The organism is Actinomadura sp. NPDC048032, from assembly GCF_040653175.1.
Taxonomy (GTDB): domain Bacteria; phylum Actinomycetota; class Actinomycetes; order Streptosporangiales; family Streptosporangiaceae; genus Spirillospora; species Spirillospora verrucosospora.
On the sequence record NZ_JBEZJP010000133.1, the window covers coordinates 1 to 18,565 of the forward strand.

General features: G+C 72.6%; 16 protein-coding genes. 12 read left to right on the forward strand and 4 right to left on the reverse strand.

What is annotated here, in order from left to right; genetic code table 11:
* The first annotated feature begins 219 nt into the window (after positions 1-219).
* The 4 genes from AB0C69_RS19255 to AB0C69_RS19270 are packed head-to-tail and all read left to right on the forward strand — an operon-like array spanning position 220 to position 3,032.
* The gene (locus AB0C69_RS19255; RefSeq protein ID WP_360355170.1) at positions 220-795 is read left to right on the forward strand and encodes a GNAT family N-acetyltransferase; all 576 of its coding nucleotides are present in this window, start codon (positions 220-222) and stop codon (positions 793-795) included.
* A 38-nt stretch (positions 796-833) separates the two neighbouring features.
* Positions 834-1,412, forward strand: a complete 579-nt coding sequence (locus tag AB0C69_RS19260) for a PadR family transcriptional regulator (RefSeq protein ID WP_360355172.1) — start codon at positions 834-836, stop codon at positions 1,410-1,412.
* Positions 1,399-2,019: a GyrI-like domain-containing protein gene (locus tag AB0C69_RS19265; protein WP_360355175.1), complete on the forward strand. Its 621-nt coding sequence runs from the start codon at positions 1,399-1,401 to the stop codon at positions 2,017-2,019. The genes AB0C69_RS19260 and AB0C69_RS19265 overlap by 14 nt, the downstream gene beginning before the upstream one ends.
* A gap of 59 nt (positions 2,020-2,078) precedes the next feature.
* Complete coding sequence (locus AB0C69_RS19270) at positions 2,079-3,032, forward strand: cyclase family protein (protein WP_360355178.1); 954 nt, start codon at positions 2,079-2,081, stop codon at positions 3,030-3,032.
* A gap of 145 nt (positions 3,033-3,177) precedes the next feature.
* Here the strand turns inward: AB0C69_RS19270 and AB0C69_RS19275 are convergent, their stop codons facing one another.
* Together AB0C69_RS19275 and AB0C69_RS19280 are read right to left on the reverse strand one after the other, a co-directional pair.
* On the reverse strand, positions 3,178-4,677 hold the full coding sequence (locus tag AB0C69_RS19275) for a hypothetical protein (RefSeq protein WP_360355180.1): 1,500 nt from the start codon (positions 4,675-4,677) through the stop codon (positions 3,178-3,180).
* Between the two features lie 396 nt (positions 4,678-5,073).
* Positions 5,074-6,810, reverse strand: coding sequence for a hypothetical protein (locus AB0C69_RS19280; protein ID WP_360355182.1), 1,737 nt, complete (start codon positions 6,808-6,810; stop codon positions 5,074-5,076).
* Between the two features lie 378 nt (positions 6,811-7,188).
* On the opposite strand from AB0C69_RS19280, the gene AB0C69_RS19285 reads away from it, so the two are divergent.
* Positions 7,189-8,742, forward strand: a complete 1,554-nt coding sequence (locus AB0C69_RS19285; protein WP_360355185.1) for an MFS transporter — start codon at positions 7,189-7,191, stop codon at positions 8,740-8,742.
* Between the two features lie 8 nt (positions 8,743-8,750).
* On the forward strand, positions 8,751-9,320 hold the full coding sequence (locus AB0C69_RS19290; RefSeq protein ID WP_360355187.1) for a TetR family transcriptional regulator: 570 nt from the start codon (positions 8,751-8,753) through the stop codon (positions 9,318-9,320).
* An 82-nt stretch (positions 9,321-9,402) separates the two neighbouring features.
* Here the strand turns inward: AB0C69_RS19290 and AB0C69_RS19295 are convergent, their stop codons facing one another.
* Positions 9,403-10,566: a cytochrome P450 gene (locus AB0C69_RS19295; protein ID WP_360355190.1), complete on the reverse strand. Its 1,164-nt coding sequence runs from the start codon at positions 10,564-10,566 to the stop codon at positions 9,403-9,405.
* 151 nt (positions 10,567-10,717) lie between these two features.
* Between AB0C69_RS19295 and AB0C69_RS19300 the strand changes: the two genes are divergently transcribed.
* The 6 genes from AB0C69_RS19300 (at position 10,718) to AB0C69_RS19325 (ending at position 16,827) form a co-directional block, all read left to right on the forward strand.
* On the forward strand, positions 10,718-11,377 hold the full coding sequence (locus tag AB0C69_RS19300) for a TetR/AcrR family transcriptional regulator (RefSeq protein ID WP_360355193.1): 660 nt from the start codon (positions 10,718-10,720) through the stop codon (positions 11,375-11,377).
* Between the two features lie 67 nt (positions 11,378-11,444).
* Positions 11,445-12,074, forward strand: a complete 630-nt coding sequence (locus tag AB0C69_RS19305; RefSeq protein WP_360355195.1) for a LysE family translocator — start codon at positions 11,445-11,447, stop codon at positions 12,072-12,074.
* Between the two features lie 138 nt (positions 12,075-12,212).
* The gene (locus tag AB0C69_RS19310; RefSeq protein WP_360355198.1) at positions 12,213-13,436 is read left to right on the forward strand and encodes a helix-turn-helix domain-containing protein; all 1,224 of its coding nucleotides are present in this window, start codon (positions 12,213-12,215) and stop codon (positions 13,434-13,436) included.
* 31 nt (positions 13,437-13,467) lie between these two features.
* Positions 13,468-14,076, forward strand: a complete 609-nt coding sequence (locus AB0C69_RS19315; RefSeq protein WP_360355201.1) for a TetR family transcriptional regulator — start codon at positions 13,468-13,470, stop codon at positions 14,074-14,076.
* Positions 14,073-15,413 carry an MFS transporter gene (locus AB0C69_RS19320; RefSeq protein ID WP_360355204.1) on the forward strand — a complete coding sequence of 447 codons (1,341 nt, stop codon included), beginning with the start codon at positions 14,073-14,075 and terminating at the stop codon, positions 15,411-15,413. Before AB0C69_RS19315 ends, AB0C69_RS19320 begins: the two co-directional genes overlap by 4 nt.
* Positions 15,403-16,827 carry an aminotransferase class V-fold PLP-dependent enzyme gene (locus AB0C69_RS19325; protein ID WP_360355207.1) on the forward strand — a complete coding sequence of 475 codons (1,425 nt, stop codon included), beginning with the start codon at positions 15,403-15,405 and terminating at the stop codon, positions 16,825-16,827. The genes AB0C69_RS19320 and AB0C69_RS19325 overlap by 11 nt, the downstream gene beginning before the upstream one ends.
* Before the next feature lie 12 nt (positions 16,828-16,839).
* Here the strand turns inward: AB0C69_RS19325 and AB0C69_RS19330 are convergent.
* A partial coding sequence (locus AB0C69_RS19330; RefSeq protein ID WP_360355211.1) for a hypothetical protein occupies positions 16,840-18,565 on the reverse strand: 1,726 nt, incomplete at its 5' end.

Genomic DNA, 18,565 nt, shown 5'->3' on the forward strand with positions numbered 1-18,565 from the left:
GACCGCGCCGTCCTTCTGCGTCGTCAGCTAGTACAGGCCGATGACCATGTCCTGGGTGGGCATGGTGACGGGCTTGCCGTCCGACGGCTTCAGGAGTTCGAGGCCCGGGATCGGTACCGGACCGTGGTCGGCATGAAACGGGTCGTGCGCCGCCTGGGGACTCCGTAGGTCTCCCGGCACTTTTGTGCGTCACCACGGCCCTCTGCCAGCATGAGGCCCATGCGCCACCCTCTTGACACGCTGGACTGGCCGGTTTCCACCGACCGACTGCTGTTGCGGCGGGCTGCACCCGGTGACGTGGACGCGACCTGGGCCTACCGGCAACGGCCGGAGACCCAAGAATGGGTCACGGCCGCCACGGAGTCCCACGACGACTACCGTGAGCGTTTTCTCCGCGAGGACCGGCTCGCAGACCTGCTCATCATCGAACTCGACGGCCGGGTGATCGGCGATCTGACGCTGCAGGTCCAGGACGCTTGGGCCCAGGAGGAGGTCGCTGACCAGGCGAAAGGAGTCCAGGGAGAGCTGGGGTGGACGTTGGACCCCTCCTACGGCGGCAAGGGCTACGCCACCGAAGCGGTACGCGCCCTCATCGACCTCTCCTTCGGGAGCCTTGGCCTGCGCCGCCTGCACGCTGAGTGCTTCTACGACAACGAGGCTTCGTGGCGGCTGATGGAGCGGGTGGGGATGCGCCGCGAACAGCACACGGTGAAGGACTCTCTCCACCGCACCAAGGGATGGCTCGACGGTCTCTCCTACGCGCTCCTGGCCGAGGAGTGGCCCGCTCCCCAGTGACGGACCGCAGCGCTTTATTCTAGCGCTAGAGTAAATCCGTGGCCGCTGATCTGACGCCCGCGGAGTTGACGCTGCTCGGCCTGCTCGTGGAGAAGCCGAGGCATGGCTACGAGCTGGACGAAGTCATCGACGCCCGGGGCATGCGCGAGTGGACCGAGATCGGCTTCAGTTCGATCTACTACCTGCTGACCCGGCTCCGGGACCGCGGACTGATCGCCGAGGTGGACGCGCCGCAGGGCGGCCGGGGGAAGGCCCGCCGGGTCTACGGGCCGACGCCGGAGGGGTACCGGGCCTGCGCGCGGGCTGCCGAGGCCGCGGTGGCCGAACTGCGGCCGGTGTTCCCGCCGCTGCTGGTCGGTCTGGCCAACCAGCCCGTCATCCCGCCCGAGCGCCTGCGGGCCGCGCTCGACCAGCGGGCCGCTGCCCTGGCGGAGAGGACGGCCACCATCAGGGCGGCCCGCGACGCGCAGCCTGACGTGCCCGACTTCGTCCGCGCCACCTTCGATTACGCGCTGGGCCAGTTGGCTGCCGAGCAGCAATGGCTGACCGAGTACCGGGCAGCCCTAGTCGACGACCGATCTCTTGAGAAGAAGGCAGACGGCAATGGACCGCTATGACGTCAAACGAGACCTCAAGCAGTGCTACGCGCCCAGGAACACCGACTGGGCGCTGGTCGACGTGCCCGCGCAGCAGTTCATCGCCGTGGAAGGCCGCGGCGACCCCAACACCAGCGCCGACTACGTCCGCGCCGTCGAGGCGCTCTACGCCGTCGCCTACACGATCAAGTTCGCGAGCAAGGCCCTCGACCGGGACTTCGTCGTCGGGCCGCTCGAAGGGCTGTGGTGGTCCGACGACCCGGAGGTGTTCATCACCCGCGTCAAGGACGCCTGGCAGTGGCGCATGCTCATCAGCCAGCCCGACTGGATCACCGAGGACCTCATCGACGAGGCCAGGAAGACGGCGCTGGCGAAGAAGGGCCTTCCCGCGATCGCCGAGGTCCGCCGCGAGACGTTGGACGAGGGCACCTGCGCCCAGCTCCTGCACGTCGGCCCCTACGACGACGAAGGCCCCGCGCTCGCCAGGCTCCACCACGAGTACCTCGCCGCGAACGACCTGCGCATGTCCGGGCACCATCACGAGATCTACCTCGGCGACCACCGCCGCACCGAGCCCGCCAAGTTCAGGACCGTCCTCCGCCAGCCCGTCCAGGTGTCCGACCCCTGATCTAAATTGATGCCAGTCCAGCGGGCCCTGGCGCCTGGGAGAGCGTGACCGGAGGATCGATGACGGCAGAGCGGCCGGTGCCGACTCAGGACGACGTGCTCGGCTACTTCGACACGCTGTCGAACTGGGGACGGTGGGGCGACGACGACGAGCTCGGCACTCTGAACCACATCACCGACGACGTCCGGCTGGCGGCGGCGCGGGCCGTGCGCCACGGCAGGAGCGTGTCGTGCGCATGGGAGGTCGCCGTGCCGGAAGACATGGGGCGGTCGACGACGACGTGCCCGTGCGCCGCCGACATGCCGGGCGCCGAGCACATGCCGAAGGCGTTCCACAACGACCGGCGCTGGGGCTACTCGTCCGAGCGGCTCGGCATCACGTTCCACGGCAACACCGTCACCCACGTCGACTCGCCGTGCCACATCTACTGGGACGGCACGATGTACAACGGGCGGCCGCACTCGGTGGTCGACGCCGCCACGGGCTCGGCGTGGGCGGCCGTCACAGCGGCGGCGAACGGGATCGTCACTCGGGGTGTCCTGCTCGACGTCGCGAGGGTCCGTGACGTGCCGTGGCTGGAATCGGGGCAGGGCGTGTTCCCCGAAGATCTCGAAGAGGCCGAGCGTCGCCAGGGTGTGCGGGTGCGCCCCGGTGACGCGGTGCTTCTGCGGACCGGCTACGGCCGCGTCCGGCACGAGTCCGGCGCGGGCGGCGGTATCAGGCAGGCGGGCTGGCACGCGTCCTGCCTGCCGTGGCTGCACGAACGGGGAGTCGCGCTGATCGGCGCCGACACCCCGCAGGACGTCCAGCCGTCGGGGTACGAGGACGTGCTGATGCCGGTCCACGCCGTGGGCCTCGTCGCGATGGGCCTGTGGCTGCTCGACAACTGCGACCTGGAGGCGTGCGCGGCGACGGCCGCCGACCTCGGCCAGTGGGACTTCCAGCTCGCCGTCGCCCCGGTCCGCTTCGCCGGAACGTCCGGCAGCCCGGTCAACCCGATCGCCACGTTCTGACCACGGGCGCCACACCGACCCCTCTCGAACACGCGCTGAGATGTCGCAACAGAGTCGGCGGACGAGGCGGCGCCGGAAGATGATCAGCCGGGTGACGTCGCCCGCGGTTGCCGGAGTCGGCGCCAGGGCGAGCGGAATGGCCGGCTCACTCCGCGAGCGGGCTCGTGATCGCAGTGATGCTGCCGTGCGGCAGCCACGTGCCGGTGGGGTGACGATGGTCCGGGATGCCGGGTACGAGAAGCGGCGAGGCCGCGTAGAGCCGTACCGGCCCCTCGCGGGCGGTCTTCAGCCACGCGGTGTACCCCGCGGCGGATGCCGGTTCGCCGGGGAAACGGCGGCTCAACTCGGCGATGTACCTCACCGCCGCCGGATCACCGGTGGGGAACCGCAGCGGTAGCAACTGACCGGCCGGCGGTACGAGCAGCGACGTGTTGAGCAGCCAGGGCGCGAGGTAGGTGCCCTGGGAGGCCGTGTGCCCCGTGCCGACGTCCCGTACCACGCCGTAGGCGGTCCCCCAGCCTGCCACGATCATGAGTGGAATCCGCGCCCGGCCCGGGGCGGCGACGGTGAGGTGCTCGTGCCGCGCCGCGGCTCGTACGATCGTGGCCGCCTGCCGGCTGCGGGGTGAGGAGTCCGCAACGAGGCCCAGCGTGCGGGCACCGCGGCCGGCCACGAACCGGACCGTGGCCCTCAGCGCGGCGGCGTCGGCGGCCGTGAGCCGGTCGGCCGGGCAGGACCGGAGCGGGCCGGTCGCCCCCGCGAGGATCCGGCCCAGGGCGACGCTGGCACACTCCGGCCCATCCGTTCCACGAAGATCGGGAGCACCGCTGTCACGGGGGCCGGTGTCGACCCGCACGGCTTTCATGGTGCCCATGGCCTTGACCCACAGCCGGCTCCGCCCAGCGGGAAGCCACACCTGTGCCCAGACGTTCCCAGTGCCGGGCCGGGCGGCCGCGGCAGTGAGCCGACCGCGCTTGGCCCCGACATACGCGCGGTCGGCACCGACATGGACGAGGTTCCAGCCCGGCCGGGCAGGCGCGACGAGAACCGGTATCAACCGCCCGCCGGCGGCGATGCCGTCCATGAACGGAACCCCCGGCGCGGGCGGTACGGCCGGCGGCGGCATGGCCACAAGCGCCGCTCCGGCGAAACCCGTGAGGGCGAGGCCCACCGCCGTGCCCGCCGAACGGGCCGGCGCCCGCGTCATCGGGCGATCGGAGCGCCGGAGCCAGACCACCGTCACGGCTGTGGCACCGCCCGCGGCAAGGATCGCATCGGCGGCGAGGACGGCCGTCCAGGTGGCACTGGACGATGGCGGGCCGTCGTTCGCCAGTCGCGCCGTCGTGGCCGTGGTCAGCGCCGCCGTGGCTGTCAGGATCGCCGGTAGCAGCCGCCGTGCGGTCCGGTCCCGATCCTCGGCCCGCGCCGTCGCCAGGTGACCCGCCGAACCTATCCACACGGCCGCGGCCACCCCCTGGAGGAGCACCGCGGCGGCGTCGACGACGCCGCGGACACCCGAGGCACCTCCGGTGGACAGCGTGGTGGCCAGGTACGTCGCGAGCGCGGCGGTGAACAGGGCGCCGGCGGCGGCACTCGCGGCCGCGCGCGAGAGCAGTGGCGGCAGTACGAGCGTCAGCACCGCCATCCCCGCGAGCGCCGGCGGCAGGGCGCCTCCGATTCCGATCGCCGTCACCGGGGAGACGGCGGCCGCGGCCGCCGCCATGCGGGTCAGATTCCGGCAACCCGGCGTGGGTGCACCGGCGAGCGGCCGCAGCAGGGCGCTCCCCGCGACCACCGCGATCGCCACGATCGCAAGGTGACGGAAAGCGGCCAGGACCGTGAAGGGCGGCGGGGCCGGAGCGTGGTGGGTGTGGCTCCCGTCCCAGCCGGGAGCGGTCAGGAGAACCGTGACGAGTGCCATTCCCCACCTCGCCTAACGACTGCGCTACTATAGGTTACTTAAGTTGCTCAATCATCCGGCGTGGTCGTCTCGGATGCCCGGCCCGTGGCTCCTCGCCGCCGGCTCGCAGAGTGTGAGCGTTCAGCGCAGATCGTCGTCGGCGACCGCGAACACCACTCCGTGCGGCCTGGCCGGCCCGTGGTCGCCGTGTGGCCACTTGTCACGGTTGAATTCGACACAGGGAACATGGGTGTTCTCGTCCACGAAGCGTGTGTCAAGCGACGGCTTTCCGCTCTGGCTCACCTGGCTGACGCAAATCCGATGGTCCCCATCGACGCCGGTGAACGCGACGAAGTAGTTCGACGTCACCACCCGGCGAATCTGTGCCGTCTCGTGGTAGAAGCCGTCACGGCCGAGCGCGAAGTTGTCCAACGAGCCCCAGTGCGCACCACCTGAGGTGACATCGCGAATCGGAACGGCGCCGATCAGGGACGGGCAGTCGGGTTCGGCGCCTCCGCCAGTGACTTCCGCGGAAGAATCTATCGAGCACCGTGGGCGATTGCCCGCGGCGAGGAGTCGTCGCAAATCGAGGACGTACAGCATGCCGGTCTCACGTTCTCCGGGTGACGTGTAACCGCCCGAGACCACGACGTGGAAGAGAAATCGATCGTCCGGGCTGACCTGCACCCAGCTCCCGGCGTCCCCGTCGGAGGTCGGCGTGTTCTTCGGGAACAGCGACTTGAACGCCGTGGCGTCGTCGAAGACCTCCCGCCACCGCGGCTTCTTCGCCGTGACGTCGGGGGTGTAGTAGATCACACCGCCGCCGCTGGTGGCGACGAAGGCGCCCCGGTGCCGGGGCTGGTGCGTCACTCCCGTCTCCATCGCCCCGCGCGGTTCAGCGGTGTTGAGGTCGGCGTCGTGTCGAGGGCCGGCCGGCAGGCGCGACACCGACAGCAGGCGAGGTGCGTTGCGGTCAGAGATGTCGAAGATCCGCACGGTGTCGCGTGCCAGATTCGGGTTGTCCACGATCGGAGTTCGAAGTTCGACGAAGTCGCTGGTGATCAGCCGGTTGAGATCTTCGCGCACCTGGAGGCCGTGCGGGTTGGCGCAACTCGGCTGAGGGAGCGCCGGGACGTTGGGGCACAGCTTCGGGTCCTCGCCCTCCTTGGTCGCGGCGGGTGCTTCGCTGAGGACCTTGCCGTCCGGGCCGATGCGGACTATTTCGCCCGGCGAACCCGCAAAACCGTTTCCTTCGCGGACCTGCCCCCCGGAATAGCGGCACGGTCCGGTCACGTCCGGACCGCCCACGGCGCTCATGTACGCGGTTCCGTCGGAGAGGACCTGGAAAGCGTCGGGCGCGGATCCGCACGGGGTGTCGGAGGCTTGAACCACGCCGCTCAAACCGATCTGCGGCAGCCGCGTCGCGTCGAACACGAAGATCGTGTCCGACAGGATGCCGCCTGCGTAGATCTTCTGGCCCTTGTGCCACATGTACTGCATGTGGTGGGGCTCGTTGCCGGTCGAACCGTCGATCGTTACGGTGTTGACCACTTTTCCGTAGTCGGGGGTGCCGGCGGTGGCGTCGATGACCGCCAGAAAGTCCGGGTTGGGCGAGCCCTCCGTACCCGGATCGGCGGCTCCGGCCCAGGCGAGGATGTACTCCCGCCGCGTGTGGCGATTCGTGCGAGTCTGCGTCCTGACGAGATGGTTGGTCACCGAGTGCCGGACGCCGTCGCTGCCGATGACGCTCGAACCGATGCGGATCACGCTCGCCGCGGCACTCGGGTGGCGGGAGGGATCCGCGACGGCGCCACCTGTGGCGAGGATGAGCACGGCCACCAAGGCCAGCGCTCGTCGAACATCGAGTCTTGAACGCACGCGCTTCCTCCTCGGAGTCGGGCGGCCGGCCGGTGACAGTGCCGCGCGAACCGAGGCTGCCGGTCTCCCAGAGGCTAAACACTTGCACTATATATAGCGACTCCGTGCTGTAGTCGATATCTTCGTCAGCCGTTTTCGGCCATTCGGAAGCCGAAACCCCGGACCGGGCGTGGTGACCTGCGGTGTCGCCACGCAGTCGGGATGGCCTGTGGTGGGACGTGGCTGCGACACGCCATCGGCCCCGCCGACCCGTCCGGCCGGCGAACCGGCGAGGGTCCGCCTGCGCCCTTCCCTGCGCTCCAGGAGGTGCGCTCGGCTGACACAAGTTGAACTATGGTACAAGTAGTACGTTCGTTCAACTTTTGACGGCGGGGTGTGATGGACATGGAGCGGTCGGTGCGCGCAGGGTGGCGCGAGTGGGCGGGGCTCGCGTTGCTCGCGCTGCCGACCCTGCTGCTGGGGCTCGACGTGACGGCGCTCTACCTCGTCGTTCCGAGCTTGTCCGCGGATCTGGAGCCGACCGCGGCGGAGACGCTGTGGATCATGGACGCCTACGGCTTCTTCATCGCGGGCTTCCTGATCACGATGGGGACGTGGGGGGACCGGGTCGGACGGCGCCGACTGCTGATGATCGGGATGGCGGCGTTCGGCGCGGCCTCGGTCTTCGCGGCGTTCGCTCCGAGCGCGCTGTGGCTGATCGTGGCGCGGGCACTGCTCGGAGTGGCCGGCGCGACGCTCATGCCGTCGACGCTGTCGCTGATCAGCAACATGTTCACCGACGTCCGGCAGCGGGCGCTGGCGATCGGCGTGTGGGCGACGATGTTCGCCCTCGGGATGGCGGCGGGTCCGGTCACGGGCGGTGCGCTGGTCGCCGGCTTCTGGTGGGGTGCGGCCTTCCTCGTCGCCGTGCCGGTCGCCGTGCTGGTGCTGGCCGGCGCGCCGGCGCTGCTGCCGGAGTACCGGACCTCCGGCGGCCGTCCCGACCTGCCGAGCGTCGGGTTGTCCCTCGCGGCGATGCTGCCGGTCACCTACGCGCTCAAGCACGCGGCGGTCCACGGCCTCGACGCCCGGGCATCGGCCGCCGTTCTCGTCGGCGGGGGCGCCGCGGTCGCGTTCGTCCGCCGCCAGTTGCGCCTGAGTGAGCCGCTGCTGGACATGAAGCTCTTCACCGGCCGGGCCTTCCGCGCGGCGCTGGCCGTCCTGCTGGTCGGTCTGGTCGGTTTCGGCGGAGTGATGTTCCTGGTCACCCAGTACCTGCAGTTCGTCGAGGGCCTCTCCCCGATGGCGGCGGGGCTGTGGATGGGGCCGCCCGCGCTGGCGATGCTCGTCGGCGCCCTCGGTGCCCCGCTCGTGGCGGGCCGGATGTCACCCGGCGTCGTCATGGCGGCCGCGCTGGCCCTGTCGCTGTCCGGATACGTGCTGCTCGCCTTCGCCGGGACCGGCAGCAGGCCGAGTGTGATCGCCGGATTCGCGTTCGTGTACCTCGGACTCGGCGTCATCGCCGCGCTCGGTACCGACATCGTCGTGGGCGCGGCGCCGGCGGAGAAGTCCGGATCAGCGGCCGCGCTCTCCGAGACCGTTCAGGAACTCGGCGTCGCGGTGGGAGTCGCGCTCCTGGGAAGCCTCACCACCGTGCTGTACCGGAGCGGAGTCGAGGCGCCCTCCGGGCTGACGCCGTCCGACGCCGACACCTACCGAGACAGCCTTTCTGGAGCCTCGTCCGTCGCGGACCGGCTGCCGCCCGCGGCCTTCGACGACGCGAGAACCGCGTTCACCAGCGGACTCAACACCGCCGCCGCGGTGGCGGGCATCGCCGTGGCGGCCGCTTCGCTGGTCTGCTTCACGGCACTGCGCCACCTGCGGCCCCTCGGCGCCGCTGATCGTGAGGCGGAGCCGATAGCCTCGACGAGCATGAGCGGCGACGACGGGTGAGCGCGAGGATGGCGGCTGAGCACGGCACCGTTGACGGGCGGAGAGCGCGCGGTGAACGCCGCAGGGCCCAGATCATCGAGGCGACCCTGGCGGTCGTCCTCCGCGACGGTGCCGCCGGTGTCACCCACCGCAGCGTCGCGAAGGAGGCGGGGATCACCACGAGCCTCACCCTCTACTACTTCGCGACCCTGGACGACCTCCTGATCGCGGCCCTGAGCAGCGTCACGGAGGAGTACACCGAGCGCATCCGCCGGCTCATCGAGTCCGAGGACGACCCGCTCGACGGCCTCGCGCGGCTCATCGCCGAATCCGCGGGTCCGGGCCGGGAGCGCGCCCTCGCCGAACGGGAACTGTCGACCCTGGCGGCCCGCCGCCCCGCCCTGCGGCCGGTGGCGCGACGCTGGCGCGACAACGTCGCGGAACTCGCCCGAGCGCGAACGGACGACCCGGACGCGGTCGAAGCCTTCGTCGCCGTGTCCGACGGCCTGTGCGCGTCCCTCCTCCTCAACGACGCCGAGGCCGATCCGGACCACATCCGCGCTGTCCTCGGCAAAGCGCTCCGGCGAACCGGCCAATAGCCCCCGTCCCCGGCGAGGCTCGACCGGCGTCACGAGTGCCCGGTCCCGCGGCGGCCCGCCCCGGTTCCCTTCGCGTAGCCGGTCAGCGGGGCGTCAGGGTCACCGGGAATTCGGTGACGCCTCTGACGAAGGCGTTGCGGAGGATTCGCGGGCCCTCGTCGTCGGCCCATTCCGCCGTGTCCACGCGGGCTACGAACTCTTCGAAGAAGATCTGGAGTTCCAAGCGGGCCAGGGAGGCGCCCAGGCAGAAGTGGGGGCCCAGGCCGAAGGCTATGTGGTCGCCCGGGCGGCGGGTCACGTCGAAGACGTCCGGGGCTTCGAACACCGACTCGTCGCGGTTGGCGGAGCCGTACATCAGGAGGATCTGGCCGCCCGCCGGGATCCGCACGCCCGCTATCTCTGCGTCGGCGGCGGCGACGCGGCACATGTTGAGGATCGGGGTGGTCCAGCGGACGAACTCCTCGACGGCGTCCGGGATGAGGGACGGGTCGTCGCGCAGTTTCCGCCATTGCGCCGGATTCCGGATGAGGGCGTCCAGGGCGGTCGCGATGACCGTGCGGGTCGTCTCCGCGCCGCCGACGAGGAGGAGCAGGGCCTCGTGCGCGAGGTGCTCGTCGTCGTAGGCGGGCTGGTCCGGGCCCGCGTTCGACCAGATCGACAGCAGGTCGTCGGTCGGGCGGGCGCGGCGGTCCTTCGCCATCTCCAGCACCGCGAGGGCGTACTCCCCGGCGGCGATCGTCGCGTCGTCGGTGATGTAGCGCAGGCCGCCGCCCGCGTACACGGCCGTCGCCGACCAGTGGACGAGGCGCGGCCACATGTCCTCGGGGAAGCCGAGGAGCCAGCCGATGACGCGGGCGGGCAGGGGAGCGGCCAGCGCCGGGACGGCGTCCACGGTCCCCGCTTCAAGGGCCGCGGTGATGGAGTCGACGGCGGCCGACCGGATGCGGTCGGCGTAGCGGGAGACGCCGCGCGGGGTGAAGCGCTGGTAGACCATGCGGCGCCGGTGCGCGTGCACGGGGTCGTCCTGCCCGATCATCGAGGGGTCGGCCGGCAGTTGCGGGCGGTACCCGCCGGAGTTCGTCCACACCTTGGGGTTCCGCTCGACCGCGAACACGTCGGCGTGCCGCGCGACGCCCCACAGCCCGTTCTCCGCGTCGTGGTAGACGGGCGCCTCGGCGCGGAGCCTCGCGTAGACGGACCAGGGGTCGGTGGCGTACATCTCGCCGTCGAGAAGGTCGATGTCCATGGGCTCGCTCCTCGGGGGCGGGAGGGGAGAGACGTGAGTCGAGACTAGCGTCTCACCCAAGCAAGCGGTAGGTCTATCGTGAACCGGGACGCGCTGTCGGTAAAGGGGCATACGCCCGGGATTGGCGCGTTAGGGGGCGATGTACGGAAGAATGGGGAACGGTCACGGCGAGGCGGGCCAGGCGGAGAGGCAGGACGATTTGAGCGGCGAGGCGCGGTTCACCGTCACGCGGACGCTGAGCAAGGACCAGCAGGCGCGGCGCGAGCGCCTGATCGACTCGGCCCGCGAGCTCGCGCTGGAGGGCGGCTACCCGGCCGTCACCATGCACGACGTGGCCGACCGCGCCGGGGTCGCCCGCGCGACCGTCTACCGGTACTTCGCCACCAAGGACCACCTGCTCACCGAGGTGGCGGCGACGTGGGCGCACCGCGTCACCGACGACGTCGACGCGCTCGCCGTCGGCGACACCCCGCAGGAGCGCCTCACCGCGCTGCTGGAGCGCATCGTGTACGTCGCGGCGGCGGAGCCGACCCTGACGTCGGCGATCATCCAGGCCGTGACCTCGGACGACTCCAGCGTCGACGACGACCGCACCGTGCTGTTCCTGTTCCTGCGCGACCGGCTCTCGACGGCGATCGGCGACCCGGTGCCCGAGCGGGACGACGTCGAGATCGTCCTCGGGCACATCCTGCTCGCCGCGCTGATCAGCCTGGCGTCGCTGCGGCAGCCGGCCGAGGAGGTCGCCGCGATGGTCCGCACCGCCGGGCGGCTCGTGCTGGCCGGCGCGTTCGCCGCGCCCGCCCCGAGCTGATCTGGTCCACGATGCCCGACGGAGATTGGACCTGGAGGACGGACCAATCCGGTCCTAGCGTGCCTCCATGACCAACCCGCTGCTGTTCCTGCTGGCCGCCCTGACGCTCGTCGCCATCCCGGGTCCGAACCACCTCTACATCACCGCGCGCAGCGTCGGGGAGGGCCGCCGCGCCGGGATCGCGTCCGCGCTCGGGGTCGAGACCGGCACGCTGGTCCACATCGCCGCGGCGGCGGGCGGGCTGTCCGCGATCGTCGCCGCGTCCGCGACGGCGTTCGGGTTCCTTCGCTACGCGGGTGCCGCCTACCTCGTCTACCTCGCGTACCGGGCGCTGCGCGGCCGCGACGACGCCGGCGAGCCCGACCTCGAACCGCGGCCGCTTCACCGCGTCTACCTGGACGGCGTGCTCGTCAACGTCCTCAACCCGAAGGTCGTGCTGTTCTTCCTCGCGTTCCTGCCCCAGTTCGTCGACCAGGACGCGGGCGCGGTGCCGCTGCAGATCGCGGTGATGGGGGCCGCGACCGCGCTGATCGGGCTGGCCGCCGACATCGTGTACGCGGTCGCCGCCGGCTCGATCGGGACGTGGCTGCGGGCCCGCCCCGCGTTCCGGCGCCGGCAGCGGTACGCGACAGGGCTGATCTACCTCGCCCTCGGCGCCGCGGCCGTGTTCGCCGCCCCGAGCCCCCGCCGTGCGTGAGGCTCGTTCCGCACGGCGCTCCGGCGGGACGCGGAGGGTTTGTCAGTCCGCTGACAAGTGACGCGGCGCAATGCGCGCCGCGTCGTGCAGCCTCCCGGGCCGGGCGTCGGTAGCTTCCGGAGCGGGAGGTGCGAAACGGTGACCACGAGCCTCGATCAGCGCTCGCCGCTGGAGCCCTGGGCCGGCGTCCCCCGCGAGCTGTCCACCGTGTTCCGGCCCCATCTGGACGCCCTCGCCGAGGAGATGATCGAGGAGATCCTCGCCGGGATCCCCGAGTACTCCCGCCCGCAGGACGAGGAGTACGCGCGCCTCGTCCGGCTGGCCGTCGAGGGCGCGCTGCGCCAGTTCGTCGACCTCATCATGGACCCGGAGAGCTCCTGGGAGCCGGTCGCCGCCGTCTACCGGGAGATCGGCTGGGCGGAGGCGCGCGAGGGCCGCAACCTGGACATCCTGCAGACCTCGCTGCGGCTCGGCGCCCGCGTCGCCTGGCGAAGGCTCGCCGCCGAGTCCGAGCGGTACGACATCTCCCGCCGCACCCTCGCCGGCATCGCCGAGGCGATCTTCGCCTTCCTGGACGAGATCGCCCGCGCCGCCACCGAGGGCTACACCAAGGCCCGCGAGCAGGAGGCCGGCGAGCTGGAGCACCGCCGCCGCCGGCTGCTCGACCTGCTGCTCGCCGAGCCGCCCGCCGCCCCGCAGGCCGTCGCCGACCTGGCCCGCCTCGCCCAGTGGCGCGTCCCGCGCACCGTCGCCGCCGTCGTCCTGTACGAGCGGGGGCGGCGGCCCTTCTCGCACCCGTCCCTGCCGCCCGACGTGCTCGCCGACGTCGACCGCCGGGAACCCTGCCTCCTCGTGCCCGACCCGGAGGGCCCGGGGCGCGGCCGGATGCTGGAGTCGGCGCTGCGCGACTGGGTCGCCGCGCTCGGCCCGACCGTCCGCACCGAGGACGCGGCCAGGTCGCTGCGCTGGGCCCGGGAGGCGCTGCCGCTCGCGCGCCGCGGCGTGCTGCCGTCCGACCGGCTGATCCGCTGCGCCGAGCACATGCCGGCGCTCGTCGTCTTCAAGGACGAGGAGCTGGTCCGCGCCGTCGCCGAGCTGCGGCTCGCGCCGCTGAAGGAGGTCCGGCCCCGGCACCGCGAGCGGCTCATGCGCACGCTGCTGGCCTGCCTGCAGAACGGGTTCAACGCCACCGAGGTCGCGAACCGGCTGCACGTCCACCCGCAGACCGTCCGGTACCGGCTGCACCAGCTGGAGGAGCTGTTCGGCGAGCGGATGTACGAGCCGGAGCTGCGGCTGGAACTGGAGATGGTGCTGACCGTCCGGCTCTCCGGGCCCCCGGCGGCGGCTCAATCAAACGATTGACCGGGACGGTCGGAGCGCCTAGCTTGGGCGGATGAGCAGCACCGACTCCGGACGAGACCGGATCATCGAGGCCGCCACCCGGCTGTTCGCGGCACTCGGCTACGACGGCACGTCCACCCGGATGATCGCCGAGGCCGCCGGGCTGAACGTCGCGACCGTGGCCTACCACGTCGGCGGGAAGCGCGACCTGTACCTCATCGTCATGGAGCGCGCCCACCGGGCCGAGCGGGAGGTGCTGGAGGAGGCCCTCGCCGAGATGACCCCGGACCTGGAGGGCGTCCTCACCCTCGTCGACCGGTACGTCGAACTCTGCATGGCGCGGCCCGAGATCCCCGCGCTGTGGATGCACCGCTGGCTGTCGGACGCCGCCGACGTCGCGCATCTCGACGACGACTACGTCCGGCCGCTGATGGAGATCGTCAGCGGGGCCGTCCGCGGGGTCGTCGGCGAGGAGGTCGACCTCGACTTCCTCGTGTGGACGGTCGTCTGGTGCACGCACGGGTTCGGCTCCGGCGGCCTCCTCGACCAGCAGGGGAAACGCCGGAAACTGGACGACCCGGAGGCGGTCGCCCGGTTCCGCGCCCACATGCGCCGGACGGTCGCCGCGGCGATCAGCCCGCCCGCCGGCAGCCCCGGATGAGCGGTGCGCTGCCCCGGGGGCGGCTCCTCGGCTACGGCGTCGGCTCGATCGGCACCGGCGTGTTCTCCTCGGTCCCCGGCCTCCTGCTCCTGTACTACCTCACCGACGTCCTCGGCGTGTCCGCCGCGATCGCCGGGGCCGTCCTCGTGGTCCCGAAAGCCTGGGACGTGCTCCTCAACCCGGTCGTCGGCGCCGCCAGCGACCGCGAGGCCGTCCGGACGGGCCGCCGCACCCGATTCCTGCTGCTGGGCGCGCTGACCCTGCCGGTCCTGTTCGCCGCGATGTTCGCCGTGCCGGTCGACTCGCCCGGGTTCGCGGCCGGCTGGGCCGCACTCATGTTCCTGCTGGCCGCCAGTGCGTTCGCGTGTTTCCAGGTGCCGTACGTGGCGCTGCCCGCGGAGATCTCCGCTGAGCCGTCCGAGCGGGGCCGGGCGATGGCGTGGCGGGTCGTCTGCCTGACGGTCGGCATCCTGGTCGCGGGCGGGCTCGCGCCCGTCCTGACCGGCGCCGCCGGGGGAGGGCGCGCGGGATACGCCCTGATGGGGGCCGTGATCGGGCTCGTCATGGGCGCGGCGATGGTGGCGAGCACGCTGGCCACCCGCTGGATCCCGTCCCGCCCGGGGCCGCACCCGCTCGGCCTCGCCGCCGCGCTGCGCACCGCGCGCGGCAACCGCCCGTTCTTCCTGCTGCTCGGCGCGCACGTCGGGAACACCCTCGCCGTCGCGATCATGCTGGCGGGCGCGCCGTACGTCGCGACGTACCGGCTGGACGACTACGGGCTCACCTCGGCGATGTTCGTCTGCATGGTCGCGCCGAGCGCGTTCGCGGTCCCGCTGTGGCGGTGGCTGGCGCGCCGGTACGGGGAGGTCGGCTGCTACGCGGCGGCGCTGGTGGTGTTCGCCGCGACCGGCGTCGCCGCCTACCCGCTCATCACCTCCACCGCCGGGGTCCTGGCCCTCAGCGCCCTGGTCGGCGTCTGCTACGCGGCCGTGCAGCTGCTTCCCCTGTCGCTGATGCCCGAGACCGTCCACGCCGACGCCGGGCGGACGGGCCACGCGCAGTCCGGCGCCTTCACCGGGCTGTGGACGGCGGCGGAGACGGGCGCGCTCGCCCTCGGGCCCGGCGTGTTCGCGCTGATCCTGGCCGCCTCGTCGTTCCAGTCCTCCGACCTCGACACCCCCGTCGTCCAGCCGGAGTCGGCCCTCACCGGGCTGACCGCCGGGTTCACGCTCGTCCCGGCCGCTCTGCTGCTGCTCAGCGTCCCCCTCCTGCTGGCCTACCGCCGGCAGGCCGCCGTCCACCGCCCGATCGAGGGAACACCGGAACATGCCGTCTGAACGCCTTCCCGAAGCCGGGCGCCCCGGCGCCGAACTGCTCGACGAACTCGCCGGGCTGCGGAGCGCCGACCTGCCCGTGCGCGGCGGCCAGGTCACCGCCTACGTCTACGACACCGGGCGGGAGGCCGTGCACGACCTCGCCGCCACCGCCTACCAGGAGATGCTGGAGGTCAACTGCCTGGACCCGACGGCGTTCCCGAGCATCGTCGCGCTCGAACGACAGATCGCCGGCTGCGTCGCGGACAAGCTGGGCGGCGGCACCGGCGTCTTCACCAGCGGCGGCACCGAGTCGATCATGCTGGCGGTGAAGGCGGCGCGGGACGCCCGGCCGGTGGAGGGAACGCCGCAGATCGTCCTGCCGACGACCGCGCACCCCGCGTTCCACAAGGCCGCGCACTATCTCGGCCTTGAGGTCGTGCACGTTCCCGTCGACGACGCGTTCCGCGCCGACCCGGCCGCGACCGCCGCCGCGCTCACGCCCCGCACGGTGCTGGTCGTCGCGTCGGCGCCGTCCTATCCGCAGGGCGTCATGGACCCCGTTCCGGAGATCGCCTCCATCGCGGCGTCCGCCGGGGTGCCGTGCCACGTGGACGCCTGCGTCGGCGGCTGGGTGCTGCCCTGGCTGCGCGACGCCGGACGGGACGTCCCGCCGTTCGACCTGTCCGTGCCGGGCGTGACGTCCCTGTCCTGCGACCTGCACAAGTACGGCTACTCGCCCAAGGGGGCATCGGTCGTGCTGTTCGCGGACGAGTCGCTCCGCCGCCGCGCCTACTTCGCGTCCGCGGAATGGCCCGGCTACACCGTCATCAACGCGGGCGTGCAGAGCAGCAAGAGCGCCGGGCCGCTGGGCGCGGCGTGGGCGACCCTCATGGCGGTCGGCGCCCGCGGCTACCGCGACCTCGCCGCGTCCGCGATGGCGGCGGCCGAGCGGCTGGCCGCGGGCGTCGCCGGGATCCCGGGCCTGCGGGTGCTCGGCGAGCCCGCCGCCCCCCTCGTCGCCGTGGCCTCGACCGATCCGGCGCTGGACGTGTTCGTCGTCGCCGACGAGGCCCGCGCACGCGGCTGGTTCTTCCAGCCGCAGCTGTCCTACCAGGGCATCCCGCCGAACCTGCACTTCACGCTCACCGGCGTCAGCGACGTCGACGCGCTCCTCGCGGCGCTCGCCGACGCGGTGAAGGCCGCCCGCGACGCCGGGCCGCCGGACGTCCCGTCCGGCCTGGTCGACGCGCTCGCCGGCCTGGACCTCGACAGCCTCGACGACGCCGGATTCGCGGGGCTGCTCGCGTCGGTCGGCGTCGACCTCGCGGGCGGCGCGGAGCCCGAGATGGCCATGGTCAACGCCATCCTGGACGCCCTGCCGCCCGCCACCCGCGAGGCCCTGCTGATCCGCTTCCTGTCGGCGCTGTACGCGTGACCCCCGACGCGCCTAGCCGAGGCGCGTCAGCCGCTTGACGATGGACGGGGGCCGTCCCGTGCCGACCTCCACCGGCACCCGGGCGGCGCCCGCCTCGACGACACCGGCCTTCGTGCCGCGCGCGGGCTCGGCGGGCGGGTCGCCGTCGAAGCGGACGGGCACGGTGAGGCCGGGCCAGCCGACGACGTTCACCGGCGACGCGGCGGTCAGCGCCTTGCGGCCGCCGAGGCCGTCCTCCAGCCAGGCGACCCTCTGCCCGGGGCGCGCCAGCGGCACCGCGACCATGGCCTGCTCGGCCGCGACGAGGATGCCCTCCGCCGTGTTGACGGCGTCGGCCGCGCTGGGGGAGCGCTGCCCCATCACCGCGCCCACGATCAGGGTCTGCGTGCCGCCGACGTCCCGGCGCGCGGCGAACACGTAGTTGCCGCCCGCCGCGTCCGTGTACCCGGTCTTGCCGCCGACCACGCCGTTGCGTCCCAGGATGAAGTTGCCGCCCTGCCGCGGGGAGCCGCCGCCGTCCGGCACGTACATCCGGTTGTTCACGATCTCGGTGAACGCCGGGATCTCCATCGCCGCCCGCAGCAGCCTCACCTGGTCGGCGGCCGTGCTGACGGTGCCGGAGTGGTAGCCGCTCGGGTCGGTGTAGCGCGTGCCGGTCATGCCGAGGCGCTTCGCCGCGGCGTTCATCTTCGCCACGAACGCCTGGTCGCTCCCGGAGTCCCAGCGCGCCAGCTCGTGCGCCACGTCGTTCGCCGAGATGATGAGCAGGGCCTCCAGGGCCTTGCGCTGCGTCAGCCGCTGGTTCGCCGTGACTCCGAGCAGCGACTCGCCGCGCCGCTTGCGCGCCGGGATCTGCGCCGCCGCCTGCGGTGACACCGTCAGCACCGGCCCCGCCTCGCCGGACTTCAGCGGGTGGTCGTTCAGGTACACGTAGGCCGTCATCACCTTGGCGACGCTCGCCGTGGGCGTCGGCACCGCCCCGCCGGACGAGCCCATCGTCCCGACCCCGTCCACGTAGAGCACCGCCTGGCCCACCGCGGGCCACGGCAGCGCCGGGGCCTGGCCGGGGAAGGTGTGGCTCGACGCGAGGGTCATCCGCACCGTCGGGTCGGGCGGCGGCCGCAGCAGCTGCCCGGCCACGACCCCGGCCACGAGGACCAGCATGGCCGCGACGACGACGAGCCAGCGCCGCTTGCCCTTGCGCTTCTCCGCCTCGGCGGGCGCGGCCGGGTACGGCGGCTGAGCCGGTTGGGCCGGTTGAGCCGGTTGGACGGGCTGCGAGGGCTGTGAGGGCTGTGCGGGTTGCGCGGGCGATGCCGTCCCGTCCCAGGGCACGCTCCACTGGCCGGACGTCCGCGCCGCCGGAGCGGGGAGCGAGGCCTCCCAGGGGCCGCCCTGTGCCGACAGATCCGGCAATCGCTCGACCCGCGTAGGCCCGGCGGACGAGGAGGCGCCGCCGCGGACGTCGCCGGGCGCCTCCGGCCACATGGCCGGTGCGGCCGCGGCGTGGGGGCGTTCGATCTCGGGCGGCGCGGGAGGCCGGTGCGGGGCGGGCAGCGCCCGGTCGCTCCGCGTCTCCTGGGCGTCGCCGGGGCGTTCCCGGTGTTGCGGCGGTGCGGGCGCGGTGCGCGGGGCAGCGCCTCGCCCGCGCCGACGACGGCCTTCGCGGTCTCCGGCTCCGGCGCCTCCTCCGGGGCCCGGGCCGGGTCGTCGACGTGGAAGTAGAACGAGCCCTGCC

What these genes read in the sequence shown, in the direction of transcription:
- AB0C69_RS19255 (WP_360355170.1), top strand. Translation starts at nt 220, where the DNA reads ATGCGCCACCCTCTTGACACGCTGGACTGGCCGGTTTCCACCGACCGA.
- AB0C69_RS19265 (WP_360355175.1), top strand. Translation starts at nt 1,399, where the DNA reads ATGGACCGCTATGACGTCAAACGAGACCTCAAGCAGTGCTACGCGCCC.
- AB0C69_RS19270 (WP_360355178.1), top strand. Translation starts at nt 2,079, where the DNA reads ATGACGGCAGAGCGGCCGGTGCCGACTCAGGACGACGTGCTCGGCTAC.
- AB0C69_RS19275 (WP_360355180.1), bottom strand. Translation starts at nt 4,677, where the DNA reads ATGGCGGTGCTGACGCTCGTACTGCCGCCACTGCTCTCGCGCGCGGCC.
- AB0C69_RS19285 (WP_360355185.1), top strand. Translation starts at nt 7,189, where the DNA reads ATGGACATGGAGCGGTCGGTGCGCGCAGGGTGGCGCGAGTGGGCGGGG.
- AB0C69_RS19290 (WP_360355187.1), top strand. Translation starts at nt 8,751, where the DNA reads ATGGCGGCTGAGCACGGCACCGTTGACGGGCGGAGAGCGCGCGGTGAA.
- AB0C69_RS19295 (WP_360355190.1), bottom strand. Translation starts at nt 10,566, where the DNA reads ATGGACATCGACCTTCTCGACGGCGAGATGTACGCCACCGACCCCTGG.
- AB0C69_RS19300 (WP_360355193.1), top strand. Translation starts at nt 10,718, where the DNA reads ATGGGGAACGGTCACGGCGAGGCGGGCCAGGCGGAGAGGCAGGACGAT.
- AB0C69_RS19305 (WP_360355195.1), top strand. Translation starts at nt 11,445, where the DNA reads ATGACCAACCCGCTGCTGTTCCTGCTGGCCGCCCTGACGCTCGTCGCC.
- AB0C69_RS19315 (WP_360355201.1), top strand. Translation starts at nt 13,468, where the DNA reads ATGAGCAGCACCGACTCCGGACGAGACCGGATCATCGAGGCCGCCACC.
- AB0C69_RS19320 (WP_360355204.1), top strand. Translation starts at nt 14,073, where the DNA reads ATGAGCGGTGCGCTGCCCCGGGGGCGGCTCCTCGGCTACGGCGTCGGC.
- AB0C69_RS19325 (WP_360355207.1), top strand. Translation starts at nt 15,403, where the DNA reads ATGCCGTCTGAACGCCTTCCCGAAGCCGGGCGCCCCGGCGCCGAACTG.